Raw genomic sequence first — 24903 nt, forward strand, 5'->3', positions numbered from 1 at the left:
TTTGATTGTTTTTGAAAGAGGTTGGGCTGCGTTGGTCATTACAGTGGTCGTACAACGGTTCTAAATCAACCGATGGGTTAGAACGTTTTTTCTTGAAAAAAGTGGGTTTGGCGAACGTGTCCAAAAAAATAAATACGATTTGTCATGAGAATAAAGATCAGGTTTAAATCCCAAATAGCTGAAATATATGGACTATCTGTATTTTTATAGTAATGCGGTTTTTGGACAGGCTCATCGCGAGGCTTCTTTCAAAAAATCCGGTGTCATCGTATGACTCATTGCCGCCCACCGCCCAACCCTGCAAGATGACAGGCGCCACCTCACTGCCCGGAGGACCTTCTGCCCATGTCTTCACCCAGCCGTATCCCGACCTATGTCATGCAGCAACGCAGCGAATTGACCGATTTCTACATTCGCGACAAAAAGGGTCGGCGCGCCGAAACCGCGCCGCACCGGCACGAGTACTTCCAGATCCAGATCAACCTCGGTGGCGACACCGTGCAGCACATCGGCAGCGTGCAGCGGCCATTCCCGCGCAACACTCTGGCGTTCATCCTGCCGCACCGCGTGCATGTGATTCCGCATCCCGCAGACAGTAATTTCATCGTCATCAATTTTTCCCAGACGTTTCTATTGCCGCATCTGCAATGCGACCCGATGGATCTGGAAGAGGTGTCGATCCTGCTCGCGCCTGAGCTGTCGCCGTTCCGCTTTCAGGAACATCTGGATTTCATTTTGGGCGATGAGGATTTCGCTCAGGTCTGCGGCCTGATCGAACAGATGCGCGCACTCGATGAGAACCGTCAGTTCGGCACGCGGGAAATGCTCAAGGGCTTGTTGCTGCAGATGATCGGCAGCGTGTGTTTTCTCTACGCCGAGCCGCTCAAGCGCCTGGCCGAAGAGAATGCTGCCGAGAACAGTCGTCGCGACGCCTTGAGCCGCATGTTCGAGTATTTGCGGAAGAACATCGCCGATCCTGATCTCAACCTGATCAAAGTCGCCGCTGCGACCTATCTGTCACCGACCTACCTGACGCACTGGTTGCGCAAAGAGATCGGCAAGACCTTCACCGAGCTGGTGCTGGAGCGGCGCATGCACGCGGCGCGCAACTTCCTCCTCAACAGTACGCGCTCGGTGGGCGAGGTGGCGCGGTTGTGCGGGTTCGCCGATGAGGCCTATTTTTCCCGGCGGTTTCGCCAGATTCATGGCCAGCCACCGGGGCAGTTCCGCCGCCGCCAGCTCAACCCCGACACGCCGCAGACGCCACTGAATACTTAGAACGGCGCTCAGACCCACTTGAAGCGGGCAGGGAAGCGCGCGACAAAACAGGTGCCCGTTTCACGGTCGGACGTCACGCTCAAGGTGCCGTTGTGCGCATTGGCAATCTGCCCGGCGATGTACAAGCCCAGTCCCAACCCTTCATGACGCTGGCCTGCTTCGGAACGGGAAAACGGTTCGAACAGCAGTGGCATCAGCGCAGGCGGGATTGGCGTGCCCTGGTTGGTCAGCGAAATGACGATCTCGTCGCCCTCGGCAAACGCCTTGAGCAAGATCGGCTCGGCAATGGAACCGTGAGTGACGGCGTTGCCCAGCAGATTCGATAACAGCTGGCTGATCCGCAGCGGGTCGCAATAGACCCCGGCCGGCACCTCCAGCGAATCAATAAATTTCGCCTGCGGGTACGCCACCTGGATTTCTTCAAGGGTCTGGCGCAGCGTTTGCTGCAAGTCATCGACCAGTTTGCGCTGTACCGGAATTCCACTGCCGAGCCGACCCCGGGCGAAGTCGAGGATGTTTTCGATCAGCACGCCCATGCGCACCGAGCTGGTGCGGATCGCTGACAGCAGCGTGCGCGAGCGCTTGTCCTCGACTTTGCTTTCCAGCAGATCGGCGCTCATGCGAATGGCGCTGAGGGGCGTGCGCAAGTCATGGCCCAGTACGGCGATGAATTGTTCGCGCAGACGGCCCATTTCGTTGGCATCGGCCAGCGCGGTTTTGGTCGCGTGCAAATGGCCTTGGGTATCCAGGCTCATCGCAATCAATTGGGCGAAGAGGGTGAGGGTCTTTTCGATGGCCGGGTCGTCGAGGTTCGCCGGCACCGAATCAATGGCGCACAGCGTGCCGAAGAACTCGCCATCGGCCTTGATGATCGGAATGGAAATGTAGCTTTCCAGACCGTAGGTTTTCGGCGTGTGATGCGTGGAGAACAGCGGGTGCTGGCTGGCATGGCCGAAGATCACCGGCTGATGGTGCTGACGGATCTCATGACAAATCGTCGATTCCAGCACCAGTTCGCCGCCGGGCAACAGGCCGAAGTCAATCGAATCATCCACGGCGCAGGCGATCCACTTGCTCTCGGTGACCCGCGCTACGGCGGCGAAGCGCATGCCGGTCATATGCTTGACCATGCTCAGGATCACCGGCACAGCGTCAATGCTGCCGATGGCTTCGAGGTCGGAGGAGAAATCTGTCTGGGGCATGGCCGGTGCTTCGCGAAAGTGTCGCCAGAGACTATCGGTAATTACCGGCCTTGCCTAATGAACCTGCAAAAAAGGGCACCGGGAAAACTCCCGGCGCCCTGTGTGGTGCTTGCTGAGCGCTATCGCCTCAGAACTTGTACTTGGCGGTCATCATGTAGCTGCGCGGGGTGCCGTAGTTATCGGTCGAGCCCCAGGTCACGTCGGTGCCGATGGAGGAATAGTACTTGCGGTCAAAGATGTTGTTGGCGTTGACCTGCAGGTCGAGGTGCTTGTTGACCTCGTAACCGGCCATCAGGTCGGTGACCGCGTAGCCACCTTGTTCGAGGCGATAGCTGCCGCCGTTGGCCAGAGCAATGTCGTTGTACATGCGGCTCTGCCAGTAGACGTTGCCGCCCACGCGCAGTTTTTCCAGCGGGCCTTTGAAGCGGTACACGGTCGAGACCTTGAACAGGTGCTCGGGCATGTCGGTGTCGAATTTCTGGTTATTGTTCGCTGGGTTTTCGTCCTTGATGTAATGGGCGCGGGTGTAGGTGTAGCCGGCGCCGACTTGCCATTGCTCGGTCAGTGCACCTTGCAGTTCCATGTCCACGCCTTGGGCGCGAACCTTGCCGGAGGTTTCATAGCAGGTCAGTTCCGGGCAGCCGAGCTGGGTTGCTGCCTGAGTGGCGCGGTTGGTCTGGTCCATCTGGAACACCGCCACGCTGCCGTTCAGCGCACCGTCGAAATATTCGCCCTTGATGCCGACTTCGTAGTTTTCGCCGACGATCGGCTCAAGCACTTTGCCGCCGAGATCTTTCTGGGTTTGCGGGGTGAAGATGTCGGTGTAGCTGGCGTAGACCGAGTGATGGTCGTCGAGTTTGTAGATCAGGCCGGCGTAACGGGTCAGGTTGCGCGTGACCTTGAAGTCACCGTCGGCACTGCGATCGTCGTAGTCATACCAGTCCAGACGACTGCCGAGGATCAGCGTCAGCGGATCGGCCAGGCTCAAGCGCGTGGTCAGGTAAACCGCGTCCTGGGTGGTGACGTTGCGCGACTTGCCACTGCGCACGAAGTCAGGCTTGGGCGCGGCGATCGGCAGGCCGGTGTCGTAGGGCGCGTATTCCTTGGTGGTGGCGTCGTACACGCGATTGCTCGCGCCGACTACCAACTCGTGGGTGCGGCCGAACGCTTCGAACGGGCCGCTGGCGAAACCGTCGAAGGCGCGTTGCTTGTCGGTGTGGTGCGATTGGTAGGCGGTGGTTTCCAGCGGGCCGTCGTAGCGCGACAGGTACGTGCCGGAGAATTCGCCCTCGAGGGTTGAGGTCGAACCGCCGAGGTGCAGTTTCCAGTCGTTGTCGAAACGGTGTTCGACTTCACCGAATACGGTGTCGACTTGCAGCTTGCGGTTTTCCCAGTCGGTGCCCGGGTAAGTGGAGCGGGGCAGGTCGAGGTGGTGGCCGTCTTCGCCGATCGGCAGGCCGCCCCAGAAATAGTTGGTCTGATCGTTCTGCCGGGAGAAACCGAGGGTCGCCGTGGTGCTGTCGCTCAGGTCGGCTTCACCGATGGCGTAGAACAGGCCGTGATCGTTTTCTTCCTTGTCGCGGAAACTGTCGGCGCCCTGATACGACGTCACCACCCGGCCACGCAGGGTGCCGCTGTCGTTCAGCGGGCTGGAGGCATCGACTTCGCCACGGTAGTCATCCCAGCTGCCGGCGGCGCCGGTGAGGGTCACGCGCTGGTCAGCGGTCGGACGCTTGCGCACCATGTTGATCGCCGCCGACGGGTTGCCGGCACCGGTGACCAGGCCGGTCGCACCACGGACGATTTCCACCCGGTCGAACATCGCCAGATTCGGTTGCACTGCCAAAGTGAACGGCGAATACGAGCTGGGCAGACCGTCGTACATGATGTTGTCGATGTCGAAACCGCGCGCCTTGTAAGTCTGCCGGCCCGGGCCGCTGGCCTCGCTGAGGAACAGCCCCGGCGTGCCGCGCACCACGTCGTTGACGCTGGTCATGTTCTGGTCGTCCATGCGCTGGCGAGTGATCACCGTCACCGCCTGCGGCGTTTCGCGCATGGTCAGCGACAGCTTGGTCGCGGTCTGCATCGGGCCGGTGGTGTAGGACTGCGTGTCTTCGGTGGTGCTGCTCATCTGCGTGGCGCCGATTTCGGTCGCTTGCAGTTCCAGCGGGCCATTGGTGGGCGCAGTGGCTGCGGTTTCTTCAGCCAACGCAGGAGCGATGCTGGCCATGCCGATGGCGATTGCGAGGAGGTTAGGTGAAAGGTTCGAGCGGCGGTGAATGGTGTGAAACGACATCTATCTGCTTCCCCAGGATTACCCAAACAATACTGATACGAGTGCGTGTAAGAATTATTCGCATTAGTATGTCGGAAGTTTCCGGGGGAATAAACCCGTACGAGTCAGTTAGTTAATGATTTTTTCACAATTGGATTTGAGCGCTTGTGCAAACAAATGTGGGAGCGAGCCTGCTCGCGAAGGCGGTGTGTCATTCAACAGATGCGTTGTCTGATACTCCGCTTTCGCGAGCAGGCTCGCTCCCACAGGGTTATACGGTTTTTTGAAATCAGTCCAGATCCTTCGCCCCATGCCGCTCCGGCACCTGACTGTCTTCATCACCCCAGGTGCGATTCACTCGCTGCCCACGCATGACCGCCGGCCGCTTGGCGATTTCTTCGGCCCAGCGCTGCACATGGGCGTACTCGTGCGCCGCGAGAAATTCCGCCGCCGAGTAAACGTTGTTGCGCACCAGTTGCCCGTACCAGGGCCACACGGCGATATCGGCGATGGTGTAATCGTCGCCGGCCAGATAGGCGTTGTCGGCGAGACGGCGGTTGAGCACATCCAGCTGCCGTTTGGCTTCCATGGTGAAGCGGTTGATCGGGTATTCGAGCTTCTCCGGCGCATACGCGTAGAAATGCCCGAAACCGCCGCCCAGATACGGCGCCGAGCCCATTTGCCAGAACAGCCAGTTGAGGGTTTCGGTGCGACCGGCCGGATCCTTGGGCAGCAAGGCGCCGAACTTTTCCGCGAGATACAGCAGGATCGAACCGGACTCGAACACCCGGATCGGCGGCTCGACGCTGCGATCCAGCAGCGCCGGGATTTTCGAGTTCGGGTTGACTTCGACAAAGCCGCTGGAGAACTGATCGCCCTCGCCAATGCGGATCAGCCATGCGTCGTATTCGGCCTCGCTGTGCCCGAGTGCAAGCAGCTCTTCGAGCATGATGGTGACTTTCACACCGTTGGGCGTGGCCAGCGAATACAGTTGCAGCGGATGCTTGCCGACCGGCAGTTCCTTATCGTGGGTCGGCCCGGCGATCGGCCGGTTGATGCTGGCGAAGTGGCCGCCGGAAGGGGCTTCGTGTTTCCAGACCTTGGGCGGAACGTAAGACGCATTGCTCATGAAACGGACCTCGTCGATGCTGGGAGAGAACAGGTAGACACCGTAGGGAAAATTTCCGGCGGGTGCCAGCGGTGAGTGCGGTTATTCATATTGAATGATGTAAGCCGATCTGCCGCCTTCGCGAGCAGGCTCGCTCCCACAGGGGTATGTATTGGACAGAGAAACAGGGTTCACCCGTATTTATTGTGGGAGCGAGCCTGCTCGCGAAAGCGTCGGCAGGGTCGCCGCGCCTAATGGCTCCAATACCGCCCAACCGCACCCCCGAGTCCCTGCACCGGATCTGTCTCAGGAAACGCCAGCCCCGCAATCCGCGCCAACTGCGCATCACTCGGCGCGGCCCGGCAAATATCCGCCTGCTGCCCCGGCGGATAAGCACCGACCACGAGAAAATCCTCACTCGAGCCCAGATTGCAGTGCCCGGTCCCGGCCGGCAGCAACAGCACATCCCCGGCGCTGACGTCGACGACTTGGCCGTCAGGCCCGCCCAACATCAACCGCGCCTGACCGGCCGCCACGCCAAGCACTTCGTGGCCTTCAGTGTGGTAGTGGTGATAGTCATAAATGCCGTAGCGCCACTGCGCCGGCCAGCCATTGGCACCGAACGTCTGCTCGAAGCGCGCGGCCGGATCGTCGCCTTCAACGGCAATCGCGCTGCGGTAGATCAGCACCGGCAGACGCGGATTGTTCGGCACCCAGTCATTGCGTTGAAGCAGCAGGGTTTGCACTTCAGTCATGGCCAATCCTCCTTCGCTCGATTTATCAGTCGACCGCAGCGCAGGGCAATCGCCTCAAAAAATCATTCCCGCGCAAACACGGCGCCGAAATTGATACCCGGAAAATCCAGCGAAACTTCATCGCGCAGCGGGCTGTCCAGACCCTTACATGTCCATGCAGCGGTAAATGGCGAGGGTCAAGATGACGATGACAGTTGGTGATTTTCTGGTTGAGCGGCTCAGCGAATGGGGCGTCACGCGGATTTTTGGTTATCCGGGGGATGGCATCAACGGCGTGTTCGGCGCCATGAGCCGGGCCAAAGGCAAGATCGAATTCGTTCAGGCACGGCACGAGGAAATGGCCGCGTTCATGGCCTCGGCCCACGCCAAGTTCACCGGCGAGCTGGGCGTTTGCATCGCCACCTCCGGCCCCGGCGCCTCGCACCTGATCACCGGCCTGTACGATGCGCGCATGGACCACATGCCGGTGCTGGCCATTGTCGGTCAGCAGGCGCGCACGGCGCTGGGCAGTCACTACCAGCAGGAGCTGGATCTGGTGTCGATGTTCAAGGATGTCGCCGGTGCGTTTGTGCAGCAGGCTTCGGCGCCGTCGCAAGTGCGCCATCTGCTTGATCGCGCGGTGCGCACTGCGGTCGGCGAGCGCCGCGTCACCGCGCTGATTCTGCCCAATGACTTGCAGGATCTGCCTTACGAGCAACCGGCGCGCGCCCATGGCACCGCGCATTCCGGGGTCGGTTACAGCAAGCCGAAAGTCGTTCCTTATGCCGCCGATCTGCAACGCGCCGCCGAGGTACTGAACAGCGGCGAGAAAGTCGCGATTCTGGTCGGTGCCGGTGCGCTGGAGGCGACCGATCTGGTCATCGCCGTGGCGGAGAAACTCGGCGCCGGTGTCGCCAAAGCGCTGTTGGGCAAAGCAGTGTTACCTGACGATTTGCAGTGGGTCACCGGCAGCATCGGCCTGCTCGGCACCGAGCCCAGCTACAAGCTGATGAGCGAGTGCGACACCTTGCTGATGATCGGTTCGGGCTTCCCGTATTCCGAGTTTCTGCCCAAGGAAGGCCAGGCGCGCGGGGTGCAGATCGACTTGCAGCCGGACATGCTCAGCCTGCGTTATCCGATGGAGGTCAATCTGGTCGGCGATTCAGCGGAAACCCTCGCTGCGTTGCTGCCGCTGCTGGAACAAAAGACCTCGAACAAATGGCGCAAGAAGATCGAAGGCTGGCGCAGCAGCTGGGAGAAAACCCTGGAAAAACGCGCCATGGCCAAAGCCGATCCAGTCAACCCGCAACGAGTGGTCTACGAGTTGTCGCCGCGTTTGCCCGAGCAGGCGATTATCACCAGCGACTCTGGCTCTTGCGCCAACTGGTTCGCCCGCGACCTGAAAATCCGTCGCGGCATGAAATGCTCACTTTCCGGTGGCCTGGCCTCGATGGGCGCGGCGGTGCCCTATGCGATCGCGGCCAAGTTCGCCTTCCCGGAACGCCCGGTCATTGCCCTGGTCGGCGACGGCGCGATGCAGATGAACAACATGGCCGAGCTGATCACTGTCGCCAAATATTGGCGCCAGTGGCAGAGCCCGAAATGGATCTGCGCGGTGTTCAACAACGAAGACCTCAACCAGGTCACCTGGGAGCAGCGGGTGATGGAGGGCGATCCGAAGTTCGAAGCGTCGCAGAGCATTCCCGATGTGCCGTATCACCTGTTCGCGATTTCCATCGGTCTGAAGGGCATTTTCGTTGATCGTGAAGAAGAGGTCGCCGCTGCGTGGGAACAGGCACTCGCCTCGGAAGTGCCGGTGCTGATCGAATTCAAGACCGACCCGAACGTGCCGCCGCTGCCACCGCACATCAAGCTTGAGCAAGCGAAGAAATTCGCCACGACCCTGCTCAAGGGCGACCCGGACGAAGCCGGGGTGATCATGCAAACCGCCAAGCAGGTACTGGGCGCCGTGTTGCCCGGGAAGAAATGACGGTGGGCGCTTGAACGAGTCAACCATCTACATCGGTTGCGCCGGCTGGAGTCTCGGGCGCGAGCACTGGCCGGCATTCCCCGCCGAAGGCACGCACCTGCAACGCTACGCCGCGCGCTTCAACTGTGTGGAAATCAACAGCTCGTTCTACCGCCCGCATCGGCGTCAGACCTACGAACGCTGGGCCGACTCTGTAGCGCCGGACTTTCGCTTCGCAGTGAAAGTGCCGAAGCTCATCACCCATGAACAGCGGCTGGCGGACAGCGCGGCCGCGCTCGATGAATTTCTCGGCCAGTGCCAGGGCTTGGGTGATCGACTCGGCTGCCTGCTGATGCAACTGCCACCGAAACTGGCGTTTGAGGCACCGGTCGCCGAGGCTTTTTTTCATGCCCTGCGCGAGCGGTTCAAGGGCAGTGTGGTGCTGGAACCGCGACACGAATCTTGGACTGGCGCTGAGGCCATGCTGGTGGACCTGCAGATTGCCCAGGCGGTGGTCGATCCCTCGCGGATCAGCAGCGACACCGCGCCGGGTGGCTGGCAAGGCCTGCCGTATTGGCGCCTGCACGGCTCGCCACGGATTTATCACAGCGCTTATGAAGCGGCCTATCTGCAACAGCTTGCTCAGAACCTGCGGCGCGCGAAGGCCGACGGCAAAGACATCTGGTGCATCTTCGACAACACCGCCAGCGGCGCCGCCACGGCCGATGCGCTGGCTTTGAAGGCCTTGATCGAAGGCGTCGAACGCTGAACGACGACGCTCTCACCAACCCACACAAACCATCCGGCTACAGGTAAACTCCGCGCACTTTTTCAAGGAGTTCACATGAGTTACTACCAGCCGGGCATTCTCGCTACCCCTGTTCCTGCGCAAGCACGTCATCTGTTTTTCGCCCTGGCGTCGGTGGAAGCCTTGCCGCAAGCGATCGACAACCTGCTGATGCTGGTGGATGGCAAGTCGGCGGTGGTTGGCTTTGGTGAGTCGTTGACCAAGGCGCTGAATGTCGAAATCGCTGGCCTGCGCAGCTTCCCGGCGCTGACCGGCGTTGGCGTGAACAACCCGTCGACCCAGCATGCCCTGTGGATCTGGCTGCACGGTGTCGACCGTGGCGAGCTGCTCAACCGCTGCAACGCTATCGAAGCCGCGCTGGCCCCGGCCTTGCGTCTGGTCGAGATGCAGGAAGCCTTCCGCCACATGGACGGCCACGACCTCACCGGTTACGAAGATGGCACGGAAAACCCTCACGATGACGCCGCTGTCGCCGCCGCACTGCTTAGCAGTGGCGCGGACGGGCTGGTCGGTGGCAGCTTCGCCGCGATCCAGCAGTGGCAGCACGACCTCAAGGGTTTTCATCGCCTGTCTGCCGGGGCCAAGGACGACATCATGGGACGGCGCTTGAGCGATAACGAAGAAATCGACGACGCGCCGATCTCCGCCCACGTCAAACGCACCGCGCAAGAGAGCTTCGCCCCGGAAGCGTTCGTCGTGCGCCGCTCGATGCCATGGATTGAAGGCGATCGTGCCGGTTTGATGTTCCTCGCTTTCGGTTTCTCCCTCGATGCCTTCGAAGCACAGCTGCGGCGCATGAGCGGTCTGGAAGACGGTATCGCCGATGGCCTGTACCAGATCAGCCGGCCAATCACCGGCGGCTACTACTGGTGTCCGCCGCTCAAGGACGGACGCCTTGATCTGCGCGCGTTGCGCATCGGCTGAGGACTGCATATGAACGTGGTGCGCTGGGGCATGATCGGTTGCGGCAGTGTCGCTGAACGCAAGAGCGGACCGGCCTTTTACAAGGCGCCCGGTTCGGCGCTGGTTGCGGTGATGGGCCGACGCCTCGAAGCGGTGACCGACTATGCCGCGCGCCACGGCATCAGCCGTGTCTATACCGATGTCGATGCGCTGATCAACGATCCCGAAGTGGATGCGGTGTACATCGCCACGCCACCCGACAGCCACCACGCCTACAGCCTGAAAGTCGCCGCCGCCGGCAAGCATTGCTGCGTGGAAAAGCCCATGGCGCTCAACGCCGGGCAAAGCCGCGAGATGCAGCAAGCGTTTGCCGCTGCCGGTCTGCACCTGTTCGTCTCCTATTACCGCCGCTCGCTGCCGCGCTTCGCCCAGGTGCGGCAATGGCTGGAGGAGGGGCGCATCGGCGAGGTTCGCCATCTGAGCTGGACACTGACCAAAGCACCGTCGCCGGCTGATCTTGAAGGTCGGGAGAATTGGCGCACCGACCCGGCGGTGGCGGGCGGCGGCTACTTTGCCGACCTGGCCAGCCACGGCCTGGACCTGTTTCAGTACCTGCTTGGCGACATCGTTGAAGTCGCCGGTTTCACCGCGCGTCAGGCGGGGTTGTACGCGGCGGAAGATGCGGTCAGCGCCACTTGGCGATTCGCCTCCGGGGCGCTAGGCATGGGCTGCTGGAACTTTGTCGCGGACCGCCGTGAGGATCGCGTCGAGATTATCGGCAGCCAGGGGCGGATCGGTTTTTCGGTGTTTGACGAGCATCCGGTGCAGCTGTTTGCCGATGAGCAGATCAGCCTGGAGATTGCTCATCACGAGCATATTCAGTGGCATCACGTGCTGGGAATGAATGCGCATATTCGTGGTGATTCACAGCATCCCGCCGTGGCCGAGCAAGCCGTCAAGACCGATTGGGTCATGGACTGGATCCTCAAACGCTGAATAGCTCACAATCCCCTGTGGGAGCGAGCCTGCTCGCGAAAGCATTCTGTCAGTCAGTATTTTGGGTGACTGACACACCGCTTTCGCGAGCAGGCTCGCTCCCACAGATTTTGCCGGCGCAACGCGCATCTAAGGTTATGCCCAAACAATATTTCTCAACCTCGTCATAACCTCCCTAAGATCACGTCATAACTCGTTATGACAAGTGATCCCGCGATGACCGATAACGTTCTCTCCCTCAATAGCGTTCCGCTGCACACCCAACTGCGCGACGTTCTGCGTGCGCGGATTCTCGACGGTGAATACCCGCAAGACAGTCAGATGCCTTCCGAAAGCGAACTGGGCGCGCTGTTCAAAGTCAGCCGCATCACCGTGCGCCAGGCACTCGGTGATCTGCAAAAGGAGGGCCTGATCTTCAAGATCCACGGCAAGGGCACCTTCGTCGCCAAACCGAAAACCTTTCAGAACGTCAGCAGCCTGCAAGGCCTCGCCGAGTCGATGACCGGGCGCGGTTACGAGGTGATCAACCGCCTGCGCAGTTTCAAATTCATTCCGGCCGACAAGCGTGTCGCCGAGCGTCTGCAGGTGGCCGAAGGTGAGATCGTCGCGCAGATCAAACGCGTACGGCTGATCAATCGCGAGCCGATTTCGCTGGAAATTACCTACCTGCCCAAAGCCGTCGGCGAACGGCTGGAGAAGGCTGATCTGGTCACCCGCGACATCTTTCTGATTCTGGAAAACGACTGCGGCATCGCCCTCGGCCACGCCGATCTGGCCATCGACGCAGTGCTGGCCGATAGCGACCTGACCCAGGCGCTCAACGTCGAAGCGGGCTCGCCGATCATGCGCATCGAGCGCCTGACCCATGATGCCCAGGGCCAGCCGCTGGACTTCGAACACCTTTATTACCGTGGCGATGCGTTCCAGTACCGCCTGCGGATCGACCGGCAGAAAGGGGAGCAGGCATGACCCGCAACGTTCTAGAACAGGAATACGACATCGTCGTGATTGGCGGCGGTACGGCCGGGCCGATGGCAGCGATCAAGGCCAAGGAGAAGAACCGCGATTTGCGCGTGTTGCTGGTCGACAAGGCCAACGTCAAGCGCAGCGGCGCGATCAGCATGGGCATGGACGGCCTGAACAACGCGATCATTCCCGGCCACTCGACACCAGAGCAGTACACCAAGGAAATCACCATCGCCAACGACGGCATCGTCAATCAGGCGGCGGTGTATGCCTACGCCACCCACAGTTTTGAAACCATCGAACAACTCGACCGCTGGGGCGTGAAATTCGAGAAGGACGAGACCGGCGACTACGCGGTGAAAAAGGTCCACCACATGGGTGCCTATGTGCTGCCGATGCCGGAAGGGCACGACATCAAGAAAGTCCTGTATCGGCAGTTGAAACGTGCGCGGGTGAGCATCACCAATCGCCTGGTCTGCACGCGTTTGCTGACCGACGAGGAGGGCGCGGTAAACGGTGTGATGGGCTTCGATTGCCGCACCGCCGACTTCCATGTGATCAAGGCCAAAGCAGTGATTCTCGCCTGCGGCGCGGCCGGACGCCTCGGCTTGCCATCGTCGGGCTACCTGATGGGCACCTACGAAAACCCGACCAATGCGGGCGACGGCTACGCGATGGCCTATCACGCCGGGGCTGAGCTGGCCAATCTCGAGTGCTTTCAGATCAACCCGTTGATCAAGGACTACAACGGCCCGGCCTGCGCCTACGTCACCGGCCCGCTGGGTGGCTACACCGCCAACAACAAGGGCGAACGCTTCATCGAGTGCGACTACTGGAGCGGACAGATGATGTGGGAGTTCCATCAGGAACTGGAAAGCGGCAACGGTCCGGTGTTCCTCAAACTCGATCACCTGGCCGAGGAAACCATCCAGAACATCGAGGAAATCCTGCACAGCAACGAGCGCCCGAGCCGTGGCCAGTTCCACGCCAACCGTGGCACCGACTACCGCACGCAGATGGTTGAAATGCACATTTCGGAAATCGGCTTTTGCAGCGGCCACTCGGCGTCCGGCGTGTGGGTCAACGAGCGTACCGAGACTTCAGTCAAGGGCTTGTACTCGGCCGGCGACATGGCTGCGGTGCCGCACAATTACATGCTCGGCGCGTTCACTTACGGCTGGTTCGCCGGGCACAACGCCGCGGACTTTGTTGCCGGCCGCGAGTTTTCCGCACTGGACAGCGAGCAGATCGCCAAGGAGAAAGCCCGGGTCTACGCGCCGCTCGATCGCGAACACGGTCTGCCGCCGGCGCAGGTCGAGTACAAGCTGCGGCGCTTCGTCAACGACTACCTGCAACCGCCGAAAGTGACCAAAAAAATGCAGATCGGCCTGCAACGCTTCAGCGACATCGAGCGTGATCTCGAGCAGATGAAAGCCAACAACGCTCACGAACTGATGCGAGCGATGGAAACCAGCGTGATCCGCGACTGTGCCGAAATGGCCGCCCGCGCTTCGTTGTTCCGCGCTGAAAGCCGCTGGGGCCTGTACCACTATCGCGTCGATCATCCGCAACGCAACGACGCCGAGTGGTTCTGCCATTGTCATCTGAAGAAGGGCGAGGACGGCAAGATGACCAGTTTCAAGAAAGCCGTCGAGCCCTACATCATCCCGCTCGATGCCGAAGAAATGCAGGCGTATGACCGCCTGCGGGTCGGCGCCTTCGCCGCTTGAGACATCATTTTTCAGAGAGTCCGAACCATGGCTTATCAAGCTCAGGAAATCTTCTTTCGCTCCAACGCGCCGGTCACCGTTGACGAGGACAAATGCATCGCGGAAAAGGGCTGCACCGTGTGTGTCGACGTCTGCCCGATGGACCTGCTGGCGATCAACCCGGCCACGCAAAAGGCCTACATGGCGTTCGATGAATGCTGGTACTGCATGCCGTGCGAGAAGGATTGCCCGACGGGGGCGGTGAAGGTCGACATCCCCTATTTATTGCGTTGACCCCAAATCCATTGTGGGAGCGAGCCTGCTCGCGAAAGCAATCGTTCATTCAACAATGATGGTGACTGACCCGCCGCCTTCGCGAGCAGGCTCGCTCCCACGTTGCAATTGTGATTATCCAATAGCCATCCGGTGAACCCCGGACGCTGAATTGCAAATAACCCCTCGTTTCCCACCGCGCCCCGATCGCGGCGGAGACGAACTTCAAACCAATGATTCGAGGGGAAACACTCATGTTGCGTGCAGCACTCGCTGGGCTGGTCCTGGCTTCGTTCACCTTGTCGGCCTCGGCCGAAACCATCCGCATCGCCATCGGCACCCAGGACACCACCATCAACTGCGCCGCCGGCGGCCTGTTGATCCGTGAACTCGGTCTGCTGGAAAAATACCTGCCCCACGATGGCGCCTACAAAGACGCGAAGTACGACGTGCAGTGGAAGAATTTCACCAGTGGCGCGCCGCTGACCAATGAGATGGTCGCCGGCAAACTCGATTTCGGTGCCATGGCCGATTTCCCCGGTGCGTTCAACGGTGTGGCATTCGAAACGGCGGGCAAGCACAGCCTGTTCATCAGCGTGCTGTCGGGCAGCATCAAGGGCAGCGGCAACGGCATCGTCGTGCCGAGCGCTTCGTCGGTGCAGAGCCTGAGCGAACTCAAGGGCAAGACCATTTCGGTGCCGTTCGCCTCGACGGCTCACGGCATGTTGCTGCGCGCCGTGGCAGAGCAGGGCTGGGACCCGCTCAAGGATGTCAACATCATCGCCCAGCCACCGGAAGTCGCCGGCTCGGCATTGCAGGCCGGCAAGATCGACGCCCACGCCGATTTCGTGCCCTTCGCCGAGCTGTTCCCGAGCCGTGGTTTCGCCCGCAAGATCTACGACGGCGCCCAGGCCAACGCGCCGACTTTCCATGGCGCACTGGTGGATCAGGCCTACGCCAAAAAGTACCCGGAAATCGTCGTCGCCTACCTGCGTGCGAGCATCGAAGCCAACCAACTGCTCGCCGCCGAACCGGAGAAGTACAGCGAACTGATCGCCAAGGTCACCGGCGTCGATGCCGAGGTCAACTACCTGTTCCACGGCCCGCTCGGCGTACAGACCCGCGACCTGAGCTGGAAGCCTGAATACCGCCAGGCCGTCGGAACCGCCATCGATACCCTGAAGCTTCTGAAGAAAGCCGATCGCGGGCTCGATCTGAACAGCTTCATCGACGACCAATACATCCGCGCCGCCTTCAAGGCCTCAAATCTCGATTACGCCGCGCAACTGGCCAACTACGCGCAGACGCCGTTGCCGGGTGTGGATGCGGCGACGGGCAAAGCCATCACCGACGTCAGCCATGTCGCGGAGATCTGGGTGCGTGGCGAGGAAAAAGTCCGCCGTTACGGTTCGGCTGAAGCGGCGTTCACCGCGCTGGCGGGGTTGAAGCAGGTGGGCAAGAACATTCGCGCGGTGTATGCGCAGGCCAGCGACAGCGGGATCAAGCTGCTCGCTGAACAGGCGTGGTTTGCCAGCGACGGCAAGGGCCGCCTCAGCGCATTCCTGCTCAAGGGCCAGGCCCAGCAATACGCTGCGGCGCAGGGTGGCAAGGTGTTCGATTTCAGCGATGCCACTGCGCAGGTTGTTGCTGCGCGCTGAAGATCAAAAGCCCCTCACCCTAACCCTCTCCCGGAGGGAGAGGGGACTGACCGAGTTGTTTGTGAGAGATACGCCGACGTGAAGTACCGAGTCGAACTCAGGTCGTGAAAAGCACGCAAATCGGCTCCCTTTCCCCTCGCCCCCCCTGGGGGAGAGGGCTGGGGTGAGGGGGTAAATCGCAGCCATCACACAGAACCCGAACTGGAAACCGGACTATGAAAACACCGTTGCGCTGGACATCAAGAGCCGCCTCACTGCTGCTCTGCCTGCTCTTCTGGCAACTCGCCGCCAGCCACCACTGGAACCTCGGCCTGGTCACCTTTGCCAACGTGCCGACGCCACTGGCGGTGATCGAAGCCGCGCTCGGCCTGGGCGACTCGGGCAAACTCTGGCAGCACCTGAGCAGCAGCCTCGGCCGCGTCTTCGCCGGTTACGTGGCGGCGTTGATCATCGGCATCGCCCTGGGCCTGGCCATCGGCCGTTCGAAATGGGCCGAAGACCTGCTGCTGCCCCCGCTCGAAGTCCTGCGCCCAATCCCCGCCGTCGCGTGGATTCCGCTGGCGATCCTGATGTTTCCGTCCTCGGAATTGTCGATGGTGTTCATCACCTTCACTGGCGCGCTGTTCCCGATCCTGCTCAATACCGTGCACGGCGTCGAAGGCGTCGATCCGCGCCTGATCGCCTCGGCAAAAAGCCTCGGGGCCGGGCGCCGGGCGATCCTGCTGGAAGTGATTCTGCCGGGCGCTGCGCCGAGCATCATCACTGGCCTGGCGATCGGCATGGGCACTTCGTGGTTCTGTCTGGTGACGGCGGAAATGATCTCCGGGCAGTTCGGCATCGGGTACTACACCTGGGAGTCCTACACCATTCAGAACTACGCCGACATCGTCGTCGGCATGCTCTTGATCGGCGTGTTGGGCATGGGCAGCAGCTGGCTGATCAAACGCCTGGGCGGTTTGTTCACGCCTTGGCATCGACCGCGAGGCAAAGCCTGATGAGCGTCATGCAAACCCCGGAAGGGCGGATCGACATTCGCCAGTTGTCCATCGTCCTCGGCCAGGGCCGCGAAGCCTTCGAAGCGGTGCAGGGCCTCGATTGCCAGATCGAACCCGGCCAGTTCGTGTGCATTCTCGGCCCGTCCGGATGCGGCAAGTCGACCTTGCTCGGCGCTCTGGCCGGACATTTGAATGCCAGTACCGGCAGCTTGAAAGTCGACGGCAGCGCGGTGACCGGCCCGTCGCCGCAGCGCGGCATGGTGTTCCAGCATCACACGCTGTTCCCGTGGCGTACGGTGCGCGACAACGTCGCCTTCGGCCTGAAGATGCGCGGCGTCGGCAAGGCTGAGCGCCGTCGCGCCGCTGACGACATCCTCAAACTGGTCGGCCTCGAAGGCTTTGCCGAACGCTGGCCGGATCAGCTCTCCGGTGGCATGCAGCAGCGGGTGGAGATCGCCCGGGTGCTGGTCAATCGACCGCGCCTGTTGCTGATGGACGAGCCGTTCGGCGCGCTGGATGCGCTGACCCGCTTGAACATGCAGGAACTGCTGCTGGACATCTGGACGCGCATCCGCACCACCGTGGTTTTCGTCACTCACGACATCGACGAGGCGTTGTTTCTAGCCGATCGCTTGCTGGTGATGAGCGCGCGACCGGGGCGGATCATCGAAGACCTGCGTCTGGATTTTCCACGCCCGCGTACCAGTGAACTGGTGACCAGCCCCGAGTTCGCTCGCCTGAAACGCCATTGCCTCGACCTGCTGCGCCACGACAACGACCGACCGCTGCCGCGCCTCAATCCGCTCGGCCTGCCTCCTGAAAACCCTTTGCCGCGATTTGCCCTATGACCTCTATTTTTGCTGTGACCGACAACGAAGACATCCTCGCCCTGCAACCGCGCCTGACGGCGGAAGACCCGGGCGTGCGGCGCATTGCCCTGATTGATCTCGCCGATCTTGAGGAGCCGGATGGTTTGCTCTGGCTGGTTGATCGACTCCGGCAGGATCCCGCCGAGGACGTCCGCGCTGAGGCCGCGCGATTGCTCGAAGCGTGGGAGGAGGAAGCGGTCGTGCAAGCCTTGTGCGAAGCACTGACGGATCCGGCGCCCGCGGTGCAATCGGCGGCGGCGCAAAGTCTGAGCCTGCTCAAGACTGCGGAGGCGGGGCGGGTGATTCTGCCGTGGACCGCGCATGCCGAGGTCAGTGTGCGCATCGCCGCATTTCGGGCGTTACGCGAATTGCGCTTCGCCGAGGCCGCGCCGGCTGCCGTCGCAGCGTTAGAAGATGCCGATGCCAATGTCCGACGCGAAGCGGTGGGCGTGCTCGGCTGGCTCAAACAGCTCGACGCGCTGCCAGCTCTGGCGCGCCTGGCCAGTGACGACCCGGACACCGAAGTGCGACGCGCCGCGACCGGTGCCCTCGGCTTGGCCAGCGACGCCGAAGTGCTGCCGGCGCTGCGCCAGGCCTTGCACGACCATGCCTGGCAAGTGCGCGAAGAAGCTGCGACCACATTGGGCAAAGTTGGCCACAGCGACGCTGGCCCGGCCTTGGTCGCAGCGCTGAGCGATGATTATTGGCAAGTGCGCCTGCGCGCCACCCGCAGCCTCGGTCGCCTGCGCTTCGTCCCGGCGCTGGATGCGCTGATCGAGACCCTCGGCCACCGCATTAGCAACCTGCGCAAGGAAGCTGCGCTGGCCCTCGGTGAATTGAACGATCGTGGTGCCTTGGCCGCGTTGCAGGCAGCGCAGGACGACGGCGACCCGGAAGTGCGCAAAGCCGTGCGCATCGCGTTGAGTCAGTTGCAATGAACCCACTGTCGGTGGGCAACTCGCAGAGTGCACGCACGCTGCGCCTGAGCTGGCCGGACGGGCGCGAATCGCTGCTCAGGCATGCCGACCTGCGCCGGCAATGCCCATGCTCGCAATGCCGCGCATTTCGCCTGCGCGGTGTCACGCCGCTGGTTGATGATCGCGTGCGCCTGATCGAGGTCAATCCGCAGGGGTATGGTGTGCAACTGGTGTTCAGCGATGGCCATCAACGCGGGATTTACCCGTGGGCGTACCTGGCGCAACTTGATTCTTCGCATCTCCCCATTCTTACAGAGACATGAGGATTCTGTAGGAGCTGACGAGTGAAACGAGGCTGCGATCTTTTGACTTTGACTTTGACTTTTAAAAGCAAGATCAAAAGATCGCAGCCTTCGGCAGCTCCTGCGTCGGCTTGCGCCGACTGGCGGTTCTTGTCAGGCATTTTCCACAGGAGTACAAATGTACTCCATGACAAACCTCACTCCCCGCCGTACCGCCATCCTGACCTTTATCCGCGATCGCATCGCCGAGCACGGTCAGCCCCCAAGCCTCGCTGAAATCAGCGAGGCTTTTGGTTTTGCCTCGCGCAGCGTGGCGCGCAAGCATGTGCTGGCGCTCACCGAAGCCGGTTTCATCGAGGTCAATCCGCATCAGGCCCGGGGCATTCGCCTGCTCGGTCAGCCACCGCGTCCGGAATTGCTGGAGATCCCCGTACTCGGTCGCGTGGCTGCCGGCGCACCGATTGGCGCCGATGCCGACATCCATAACCGTTTGCTGCTCGACCCGGCGCTGTTCTCCCGCACCCCGGATTACATGCTGCGGGTGCAGGGCGACTCGATGATCGAAGACGGCATTCTCGATGGCGATCTGGTCGGTGTGCGGCGCAATCCCGAGGCGCTGAACGGCCAGATCGTCGTTGCGCGTCTGGACGGTGAAGTCACCATCAAACGCTTCGAACGGATCGGGGATGAAGTGCGCCTGCTGCCGCGCAACCCGGCCTATCAGCCCATCGTTGTGCGTAACGATCAGGATCTGGCCATCGAAGGCGTGTTCTGTGGTCTGGTGAGGCAAGGCTGATGGGCGCCGTCGTTGCGTTGGATACGCTGTTCAATGGCGGCCAGGTCTGGCGCGGCCGGCCTGCGCCACCGGCGGCGAGCCCGCAGCCGACCGGGCATGCGGCACTGGACGCAGCGCTGCCCAGCGGCGGCTGGCCGGAGGCGGCGCTGAGTGAAATTCTCTTGGCCGGCCCCGGTGTCGGCGAGCTGCAACTGGTCTGGCCAACCCTGGCGCGATTGTCCGCGGCCGGTGAGCGCATCGTGCTGGTGGCGCCGCCGTTCGTGCCGTACCCGCAGGCTTGGGCCAATGCCGGAGTCGATCTGCGCCAGTTGTCGGTCATTCAGGCCAGCGAACGCGATGCCTTGTGGGCGGCGGAGCAATGCCTGCGCTCGGGCAGTTGCGGCGCGGTGCTGTGCTGGCCGAACAAGGCCGATGACCGAGCCTTGCGGCGTTTGCAGGTAGCGGCGGAAACCGGCCAGACCCTGGCCTTTGCCTGGCGCCCGTTGAGCGAAGCGGTCAACCCGTCACCGGCAGCGTTACGGATTGCCATCGATGCCAAACCGGCGCAGCTACGCGTACTCAAGTGCCGTGGCGGGCTAGCGCGGGCGGCGCCGATTGCATTTACCGTGGGGCACTGATCGTCATGCGCTGGGTATGTATCCTGTTTCCGCAATTGGCCCTCGACGCCGTACTGCGTCAGCGGCCCGACCCTGAAGAGCCGCTGGTCCTGCTCAGCGGCCCGGCCCAGCGCCGGGTGCTGCAAGCGGTGAATCCGGCGGCGCGCAAACTCGGCCTGCGCCCCGGCATGTCGATGAGCGCCGCGCAAGCCATGAGCAAAGGCTTTGCCACCGCTGATTACGAGGTGGCCGAGGTTGAACACTGGCAACAGTTTCTTGCCGCGTGGGCCTATCGTTTCAGCGCACAGGTCAGCGTGCATTACCCGCGTACCGTGGTGTTCGAGATCGAATCCAGCCTGGGCCTGTTCGGTACCTGGCCGCAATTTGAAGCTCGCCTGCGCCAGGAGTTGAAAGATCTAGGCTTTCGTCATCGCATAGTCGCCGCGCCGAACCCGGTTGCGGCGCGAGTGCTGGCCAATGCCTACGATGGCCTGGTGGTGCCGGACGGTGAGGCTTTGCAGCATCATCTCGGGCAATTGCCGGTCGACCGCGTCGGGCTGGAGCCGAATGTCGCCACGGCGCTGTCGCGCATGGGCCTGCGCAATCTCAGTCAGGTGCAAAGCCTGCCACGCCAGGCACTGGCCCGGCGTTTCGAAGCGCAGATGCTCAAGCACTTGGATACGCTGTTCGGCGCACGACCTCTGGCGCTGGCGTTCTATCTGCCGCCCGACCGTTTCGATATCCGCATCGAACTGAATTTCGACGTGCAATCCCATCAGGCCTTGCTGTTCCCGTTACGGCGCTTGACCGGCGATTTGTCGGCGTTCCTCTGTGGGCGCGACAGTGGCGTGCAGCGTTTCGATTTGCTTCTGGAACACGCCGGGCTGCCGGACACAGTGATCAAGGTCGGCCTGCTCAGCGCCGAGCGTGACGCGGCGATGCTCTTCGAACTGGCCCGTGGCCGGCTGGAGCAAGTCCAGGTGGAGGCGCCGGTGCGTGGTTTTCGCTTGCGCGCTGAAGACCTGCCGAGTTTCGTTCCGCAGTATCAGGAACTGTTCGACGACCGCCCGCAACAGACCTTGCCCTGGGAGCAATTGCGCGAGCGTCTGCGCGCACGGCTGGGTGATGACGCGGTGCAGGGGCTGCGATTTCAGGCCGATCATCGCCCTGAGTGCGCATGGCAGAACGCTGCCGATAAACAGCCTTGCACGGGGTTGCCCAGCGTGCAGCGTCCGGGCTGGCTGCTCAACGAACCGCAGAGCGTGCCGGAAGGTTCGGCGCGGATTCTCATGGGGCCGGAGCGCATCGAATCCGGTTGGTGGGACGGTGGTGACGTGCGGCGTGATTACTACCTGATCCAGAACCGCGCCGGTCAGCAGGGCTGGGCATGGCGGGCGGTGGGTGAGGGCGGTCCGCTGTGGCTGCAAGGCTGGTTCGCATGAGTGCCGATTACGCCGAACTGCATTGCCTGTCGAATTTCAGTTTCCAGCGCGGTGCCTCCAGCGCGCTCGAGCTGTTTCAACGAGCGAAAAAGCACGGTTACCAGGCGCTGGGGATCACCGACGAATGCACCCTGGCCGGGATCGTGCGTGCGTGGCAAGCGGCGAAGTCCGTTGAGTTGCCGCTAATCATCGGCAGCGAGATACGCATCGACAACGGCCCGAAACTGGTGCTGCTGGTGGAAAACCTTGCCGGTTATCAGGCCTTGTGCGGCTTGATCACCCAGGCCCGGCGGCGTACGCAGAAAGGCCAGTATCAGGTGCTGCGCGAAGACTTCGCCGAAGCGCTGCCGGGTTTGCTGGTGTTGTGGGTGCCGGATTCTCTGGATGACCGCGAAGAGGGTCGCTGGCTGAAACAGACCTTCGGCGAACGCCTGTGGCTCACGGTGCAACTGCATCGCGGGCAGAACGATCAGCAGCGGCTTGCGGCATTGTTGGCTCTGGCGGCTGAGTTGCAGATTCCAGCCGTGGCCAGCGGCGATGTGCACATGCACGCCCGTGGGCGCCGTGCCTTGCAGGACACCATGACCGCGATCCGTCATCACGTCCCGGTGGCTGAAGCGGGGCTGCGCCTGCACCCCAATGGCGAGCGGCATTTGCGCGGTCTCGATGTGCTGCGCGAGTTGTATCCGCCGGCCTTGCTCGATGAATCGGTCAACCTGGCCCGGCGCTGCACTTTCGATCTGAGCGAGCTGCGCTATCAGTACCCGAAAGAGCTGGTGCCCGAGGGGCACAGTGCCAGTTCCTGGTTGCGCCATCTGACCGAGGAGGGCATTGCCTGGCGCTGGCCGAAAGGGCCTCAGGCCAAGGTGCTCAAGCAGATCGATGACGAGTTGCAATTGATCGCCGAGCTCGGCTACGAAAGCTATTTCCTCACCGTGCACGACGTGGTGCGCTTTGCCCGCACACAAAAAATCCTCTGTCAGGGGCGTGGTTCGGCAGCCAACTCGGCGGTGTGTTATGCCTTGGGTATTACCGAAATCGACCCGGAGCGCACCACGCTATTGTTCGAACGTTTCATGTCCAAAGAGCGCAACGAGCCGCCGGACATCGACGTCGATTTCGAGCACGAGCGCCGCGAAGAAGTCCTGCAATACGTGTTCAACCGTTACGGCCGGCGACGTGCGGCGCTGACGGCGGTGGTCAGCACCTATCACGCCACCGGTGCCGTGCGCGATGTGGCCAAGGCCCTCGGCCTGCCGCCGGATCAGATCAACGCACTGGCCGATTGTTGCGGGCGCTGGAGCGATGAAACGCCGCCGCTGGAACGCTTGCGTGAAGGCGGCTTCGACCCGGATAGTCCGGTGCTGCGCCGGGTACTGAGCCTGACCGGGCAACTGATCGGCTTCCCCCGGCATCTGTCGCAGCATCCCGGCGGTTTTGTGATCTCCGAGCAGCCGCTGGACACCTTGGTGCCGGTCGAAAACGCGGCAATGGCCGACCGCACCATCATCCAATGGGACAAGGACGACCTCGATGCGGTCGGCCTGCTCAAGGTGGATATTCTCGCCTTGGGTATGCTCAGTGCGATTCGCCGCTGCTTCGACCTGCTGCGCCGGCATCGCGATCTGGACCTGACCCTCGCGACGATCCCCGCCGAAGACAAACCGACCTACGCAATGATCAGCCGCGCCGATACTGTCGGGGTGTTTCAGATCGAGTCGCGGGCGCAGATGTCGATGCTGCCGCGCCTGAAACCGCAGACGTTCTACGATCTGGTGATTGAAGTGGCGATCGTCCGCCCGGGGCCGATTCAGGGCGGCATGGTTCATCCCTATCTGCGCCGACGTAACAAGGAAGAGGCGGAAACCTATCCGTCGCCAGCGCTCGAAGTCGTACTCAAAAGAACCCTGGGCGTGCCGCTGTTTCAGGAGCAGGTCATGCAGATCGCCATCGTCGCTGCCGACTACAGCCCCGGCGAGGCCGATCAACTGCGTCGTTCCATGGCCGCGTGGAAGCGCCATGGCGGACTGGAGCCGCACAAGGAACGTCTCACCGCCGGTATGAAAAAGAACGGCTACACACCGGAATTCGCCGCGCAGATCTTCGAGCAGATCAAAGGCTTCGGCAGTTATGGCTTCCCCGAATCCCACGCCGCCAGTTTCGCCTTGCTGACCTACGCCAGTTGCTGGCTCAAGTGTCACGAGCCGGCGGCGTTCGCCTGTGCATTGATCAATAGTTGGCCGATGGGCTTTTACAGCCCGGACCAGATTCTGCAGGATGCGCGCCGGCACCAATTGCAGATCCGTCCGGTGGACGTGCGCGCCAGTGACTGGGATTGCAGCCTCGAGCCGCTGAGTGCCGGGCAACCGGCGATTCGCATGGGCCTGCGCATGATCAAGGGGTTTCGCGAAGAAGATGCCCGGCGCATCGAAGCCGCGCGCCGCCACGGGGCGTTTGCCGATGTTGCCGATTTGGGCGAGCGCGCCGCCCTCGACAGTCGTGCGCAGGCCTTGCTGGCAGACTCCGGCGCTTTGCGTGGCCTGGCCGGGCATCGCCATCGTGCGCGTTGGGAAGTGGCTGGGGTGCAGAAACAACTCGGCCTGTTCGCCGGCCTGCCCAACGAGGAAGAAGTGAAAATTGTTTTGCCCAAACCCAGCGTCGGCGAAGACCTGCATGCCGATTACGCCACGGTGGGGACGACGCTGGGTCCGCATCCGTTGGCTTTGTTGCGTGGCGAGTTGCAGGCCCGGCGCTGCCGCAGCTCGCGGGAATTGATGGATATCGAACATGGCCGGCCGGTCAGCGTGGCCGGGCTGGTCACCGGCCGGCAGCGCCCCGGCACGGCCAGCGGTGTGACGTTCGTGACCCTGGAAGACGAGTTCGGCAACGTCAACGTGGTGGTCTGGCGTGACCTGGCCGAGCGTCAGCGACAAGTGCTGGTCGGTTCGCAATTGCTCAAGGTCGACGGCCGCTGGGAGCGCGAAGGCGATGTACGCCACCTGATCGCCGGGCGCATGAGCGACCTGAGCCCGCTGCTCAACGGCATTCACGTGCAGAGCCGCGATTTCCACTAACCCTTGTGGGCGAGCCTGCTCGCGAAAGCGGTT

Annotated in this window: 21 protein-coding genes; 17 read left to right on the forward strand and 4 right to left on the reverse strand. The window is 62.0% G+C overall.

Annotation, left to right across the window (positions count from 1 at the left end):
• The first annotated feature begins 345 nt into the window (after positions 1-345).
• Positions 346-1278: an AraC family transcriptional regulator gene (locus PS14A_RS10915; protein ID WP_024012697.1), complete on the forward strand. Its 933-nt coding sequence runs from the start codon at positions 346-348 to the stop codon at positions 1276-1278.
• A gap of 8 nt (positions 1279-1286) precedes the next feature.
• On the opposite strand, the gene PS14A_RS10920 is transcribed toward PS14A_RS10915, so the two are convergent.
• The 4 genes from PS14A_RS10920 to PS14A_RS10935 all read right to left on the reverse strand — a co-directional run bounded on the left by PS14A_RS10920 (position 1287) and on the right by PS14A_RS10935 (position 6618).
• Entirely contained in the window at positions 1287-2480 is a 1194-nt protein-coding gene (locus tag PS14A_RS10920; protein ID WP_249121248.1) for a GAF domain-containing sensor histidine kinase, read from the reverse strand.
• 127 nt (positions 2481-2607) lie between these two features.
• On the reverse strand, positions 2608-4776 hold the full coding sequence (locus tag PS14A_RS10925; RefSeq protein ID WP_212616156.1) for a TonB-dependent siderophore receptor: 2169 nt from the start codon (positions 4774-4776) through the stop codon (positions 2608-2610).
• 268 nt (positions 4777-5044) lie between these two features.
• The gene (yghU, locus tag PS14A_RS10930) at positions 5045-5884 is read right to left on the reverse strand and encodes a glutathione-dependent disulfide-bond oxidoreductase (protein WP_212616157.1); all 840 of its coding nucleotides are present in this window, start codon (positions 5882-5884) and stop codon (positions 5045-5047) included.
• A 230-nt stretch (positions 5885-6114) separates the two neighbouring features.
• Positions 6115-6618 carry a cupin gene (locus PS14A_RS10935; RefSeq protein ID WP_212616158.1) on the reverse strand — a complete coding sequence of 168 codons (504 nt, stop codon included), beginning with the start codon at positions 6616-6618 and terminating at the stop codon, positions 6115-6117.
• 181 nt (positions 6619-6799) lie between these two features.
• Between PS14A_RS10935 and PS14A_RS10940 the strand changes: the two genes are divergently transcribed.
• From PS14A_RS10940 to PS14A_RS11015, 16 genes are all read left to right on the forward strand, one after another.
• Positions 6800-8587, forward strand: a complete 1788-nt coding sequence (locus PS14A_RS10940) for a thiamine pyrophosphate-requiring protein (protein WP_130911699.1) — start codon at positions 6800-6802, stop codon at positions 8585-8587.
• Positions 8588-8597: 10 nt separating this feature from the next.
• A complete protein-coding gene (locus PS14A_RS10945; RefSeq protein WP_212616159.1) occupies positions 8598-9335 on the forward strand; it encodes a DUF72 domain-containing protein in 738 nt (245 codons plus the stop codon).
• A 75-nt stretch (positions 9336-9410) separates the two neighbouring features.
• Entirely contained in the window at positions 9411-10298 is an 888-nt protein-coding gene (locus tag PS14A_RS10950) for a Dyp-type peroxidase (protein WP_137213410.1), read from the forward strand.
• Positions 10299-10307: 9 nt separating this feature from the next.
• On the forward strand, positions 10308-11273 hold the full coding sequence (locus tag PS14A_RS10955; protein ID WP_212616160.1) for a Gfo/Idh/MocA family oxidoreductase: 966 nt from the start codon (positions 10308-10310) through the stop codon (positions 11271-11273).
• 216 nt (positions 11274-11489) lie between these two features.
• The gene (locus PS14A_RS10960; protein WP_137213412.1) at positions 11490-12242 is read left to right on the forward strand and encodes a GntR family transcriptional regulator; all 753 of its coding nucleotides are present in this window, start codon (positions 11490-11492) and stop codon (positions 12240-12242) included.
• Positions 12239-13969: a fumarate reductase/succinate dehydrogenase flavoprotein subunit gene (locus PS14A_RS10965; RefSeq protein ID WP_212616161.1), complete on the forward strand. Its 1731-nt coding sequence runs from the start codon at positions 12239-12241 to the stop codon at positions 13967-13969. The genes PS14A_RS10960 and PS14A_RS10965 overlap by 4 nt, the downstream gene beginning before the upstream one ends.
• 27 nt (positions 13970-13996) lie before the next feature.
• Positions 13997-14242 (forward strand): ferredoxin family protein, encoded by a 246-nt coding sequence (locus tag PS14A_RS10970; RefSeq protein ID WP_003225615.1) that lies wholly within the window; start codon positions 13997-13999, stop codon positions 14240-14242.
• A gap of 212 nt (positions 14243-14454) precedes the next feature.
• Entirely contained in the window at positions 14455-15879 is a 1425-nt protein-coding gene (locus PS14A_RS10975; RefSeq protein ID WP_212616162.1) for an ABC transporter substrate-binding protein, read from the forward strand.
• 215 nt (positions 15880-16094) lie between these two features.
• Entirely contained in the window at positions 16095-16874 is a 780-nt protein-coding gene (locus tag PS14A_RS10980) for an ABC transporter permease (RefSeq protein WP_110599314.1), read from the forward strand.
• A complete protein-coding gene (locus tag PS14A_RS10985; RefSeq protein ID WP_212616163.1) occupies positions 16874-17722 on the forward strand; it encodes an ABC transporter ATP-binding protein in 849 nt (282 codons plus the stop codon). Before PS14A_RS10980 ends, PS14A_RS10985 begins: the two co-directional genes overlap by 1 nt.
• Positions 17719-18681 carry a HEAT repeat domain-containing protein gene (locus tag PS14A_RS10990; RefSeq protein WP_212616164.1) on the forward strand — a complete coding sequence of 321 codons (963 nt, stop codon included), beginning with the start codon at positions 17719-17721 and terminating at the stop codon, positions 18679-18681. Before PS14A_RS10985 ends, PS14A_RS10990 begins: the two co-directional genes overlap by 4 nt.
• Positions 18678-18983: a DUF971 domain-containing protein gene (locus PS14A_RS10995; RefSeq protein WP_212616165.1), complete on the forward strand. Its 306-nt coding sequence runs from the start codon at positions 18678-18680 to the stop codon at positions 18981-18983. Before PS14A_RS10990 ends, PS14A_RS10995 begins: the two co-directional genes overlap by 4 nt.
• 157 nt (positions 18984-19140) lie before the next feature.
• Positions 19141-19758 (forward strand): transcriptional repressor LexA, encoded by a 618-nt coding sequence (gene lexA, locus PS14A_RS11000; protein ID WP_212616166.1) that lies wholly within the window; start codon positions 19141-19143, stop codon positions 19756-19758.
• Positions 19758-20375, forward strand: a complete 618-nt coding sequence (gene imuA, locus PS14A_RS11005; protein WP_130911982.1) for a translesion DNA synthesis-associated protein ImuA — start codon at positions 19758-19760, stop codon at positions 20373-20375. The genes lexA and imuA overlap by 1 nt, the downstream gene beginning before the upstream one ends.
• 5 nt (positions 20376-20380) lie before the next feature.
• Positions 20381-21796 carry a DNA polymerase Y family protein gene (locus PS14A_RS11010; protein ID WP_212616167.1) on the forward strand — a complete coding sequence of 472 codons (1416 nt, stop codon included), beginning with the start codon at positions 20381-20383 and terminating at the stop codon, positions 21794-21796.
• Positions 21793-24870, forward strand: coding sequence for an error-prone DNA polymerase (locus PS14A_RS11015; RefSeq protein WP_212616168.1), 3078 nt, complete (start codon positions 21793-21795; stop codon positions 24868-24870). Before PS14A_RS11010 ends, PS14A_RS11015 begins: the two co-directional genes overlap by 4 nt.
• Positions 24871-24903 lie beyond the last annotated feature (33 nt).

This window comes from Pseudomonas sp. 14A, assembly GCF_018132745.1.
Taxonomy (GTDB): domain Bacteria; phylum Pseudomonadota; class Gammaproteobacteria; order Pseudomonadales; family Pseudomonadaceae; genus Aquipseudomonas; species Aquipseudomonas mercuritolerans.

Bases quoted from the DNA above. Each gene is read 5' to 3' on its own strand.
- PS14A_RS10940 (WP_130911699.1), top strand. From the start codon at position 6,800: ATGACGATGACAGTTGGTGATTTTCTGGTTGAGCGGCTCAGCGAATGG.
- PS14A_RS10985 (WP_212616163.1), top strand. From the start codon at position 16,874: ATGAGCGTCATGCAAACCCCGGAAGGGCGGATCGACATTCGCCAGTTG.
- PS14A_RS10980 (WP_110599314.1), top strand. From the start codon at position 16,095: ATGAAAACACCGTTGCGCTGGACATCAAGAGCCGCCTCACTGCTGCTC.
- lexA (WP_212616166.1), top strand. From the start codon at position 19,141: ATGTACTCCATGACAAACCTCACTCCCCGCCGTACCGCCATCCTGACC.
- PS14A_RS10965 (WP_212616161.1), top strand. From the start codon at position 12,239: ATGACCCGCAACGTTCTAGAACAGGAATACGACATCGTCGTGATTGGC.
- PS14A_RS10970 (WP_003225615.1), top strand. From the start codon at position 13,997: ATGGCTTATCAAGCTCAGGAAATCTTCTTTCGCTCCAACGCGCCGGTC.
- PS14A_RS11010 (WP_212616167.1), top strand. From the start codon at position 20,381: ATGCGCTGGGTATGTATCCTGTTTCCGCAATTGGCCCTCGACGCCGTA.
- PS14A_RS10955 (WP_212616160.1), top strand. From the start codon at position 10,308: ATGAACGTGGTGCGCTGGGGCATGATCGGTTGCGGCAGTGTCGCTGAA.
- PS14A_RS10915 (WP_024012697.1), top strand. From the start codon at position 346: ATGTCTTCACCCAGCCGTATCCCGACCTATGTCATGCAGCAACGCAGC.
- PS14A_RS10920 (WP_249121248.1), bottom strand. From the start codon at position 2,480: ATGCCCCAGACAGATTTCTCCTCCGACCTCGAAGCCATCGGCAGCATT.
- PS14A_RS10975 (WP_212616162.1), top strand. From the start codon at position 14,455: ATGATTCGAGGGGAAACACTCATGTTGCGTGCAGCACTCGCTGGGCTG.
- imuA (WP_130911982.1), top strand. From the start codon at position 19,758: ATGGGCGCCGTCGTTGCGTTGGATACGCTGTTCAATGGCGGCCAGGTC.
- PS14A_RS10960 (WP_137213412.1), top strand. From the start codon at position 11,490: ATGACCGATAACGTTCTCTCCCTCAATAGCGTTCCGCTGCACACCCAA.
- PS14A_RS10995 (WP_212616165.1), top strand. From the start codon at position 18,678: ATGAACCCACTGTCGGTGGGCAACTCGCAGAGTGCACGCACGCTGCGC.
- PS14A_RS11015 (WP_212616168.1), top strand. From the start codon at position 21,793: ATGAGTGCCGATTACGCCGAACTGCATTGCCTGTCGAATTTCAGTTTC.
- PS14A_RS10990 (WP_212616164.1), top strand. From the start codon at position 17,719: ATGACCTCTATTTTTGCTGTGACCGACAACGAAGACATCCTCGCCCTG.
- PS14A_RS10925 (WP_212616156.1), bottom strand. From the start codon at position 4,776: ATGTCGTTTCACACCATTCACCGCCGCTCGAACCTTTCACCTAACCTC.
- PS14A_RS10935 (WP_212616158.1), bottom strand. From the start codon at position 6,618: ATGACTGAAGTGCAAACCCTGCTGCTTCAACGCAATGACTGGGTGCCG.
- PS14A_RS10950 (WP_137213410.1), top strand. From the start codon at position 9,411: ATGAGTTACTACCAGCCGGGCATTCTCGCTACCCCTGTTCCTGCGCAA.
- yghU (WP_212616157.1), bottom strand. From the start codon at position 5,884: ATGAGCAATGCGTCTTACGTTCCGCCCAAGGTCTGGAAACACGAAGCC.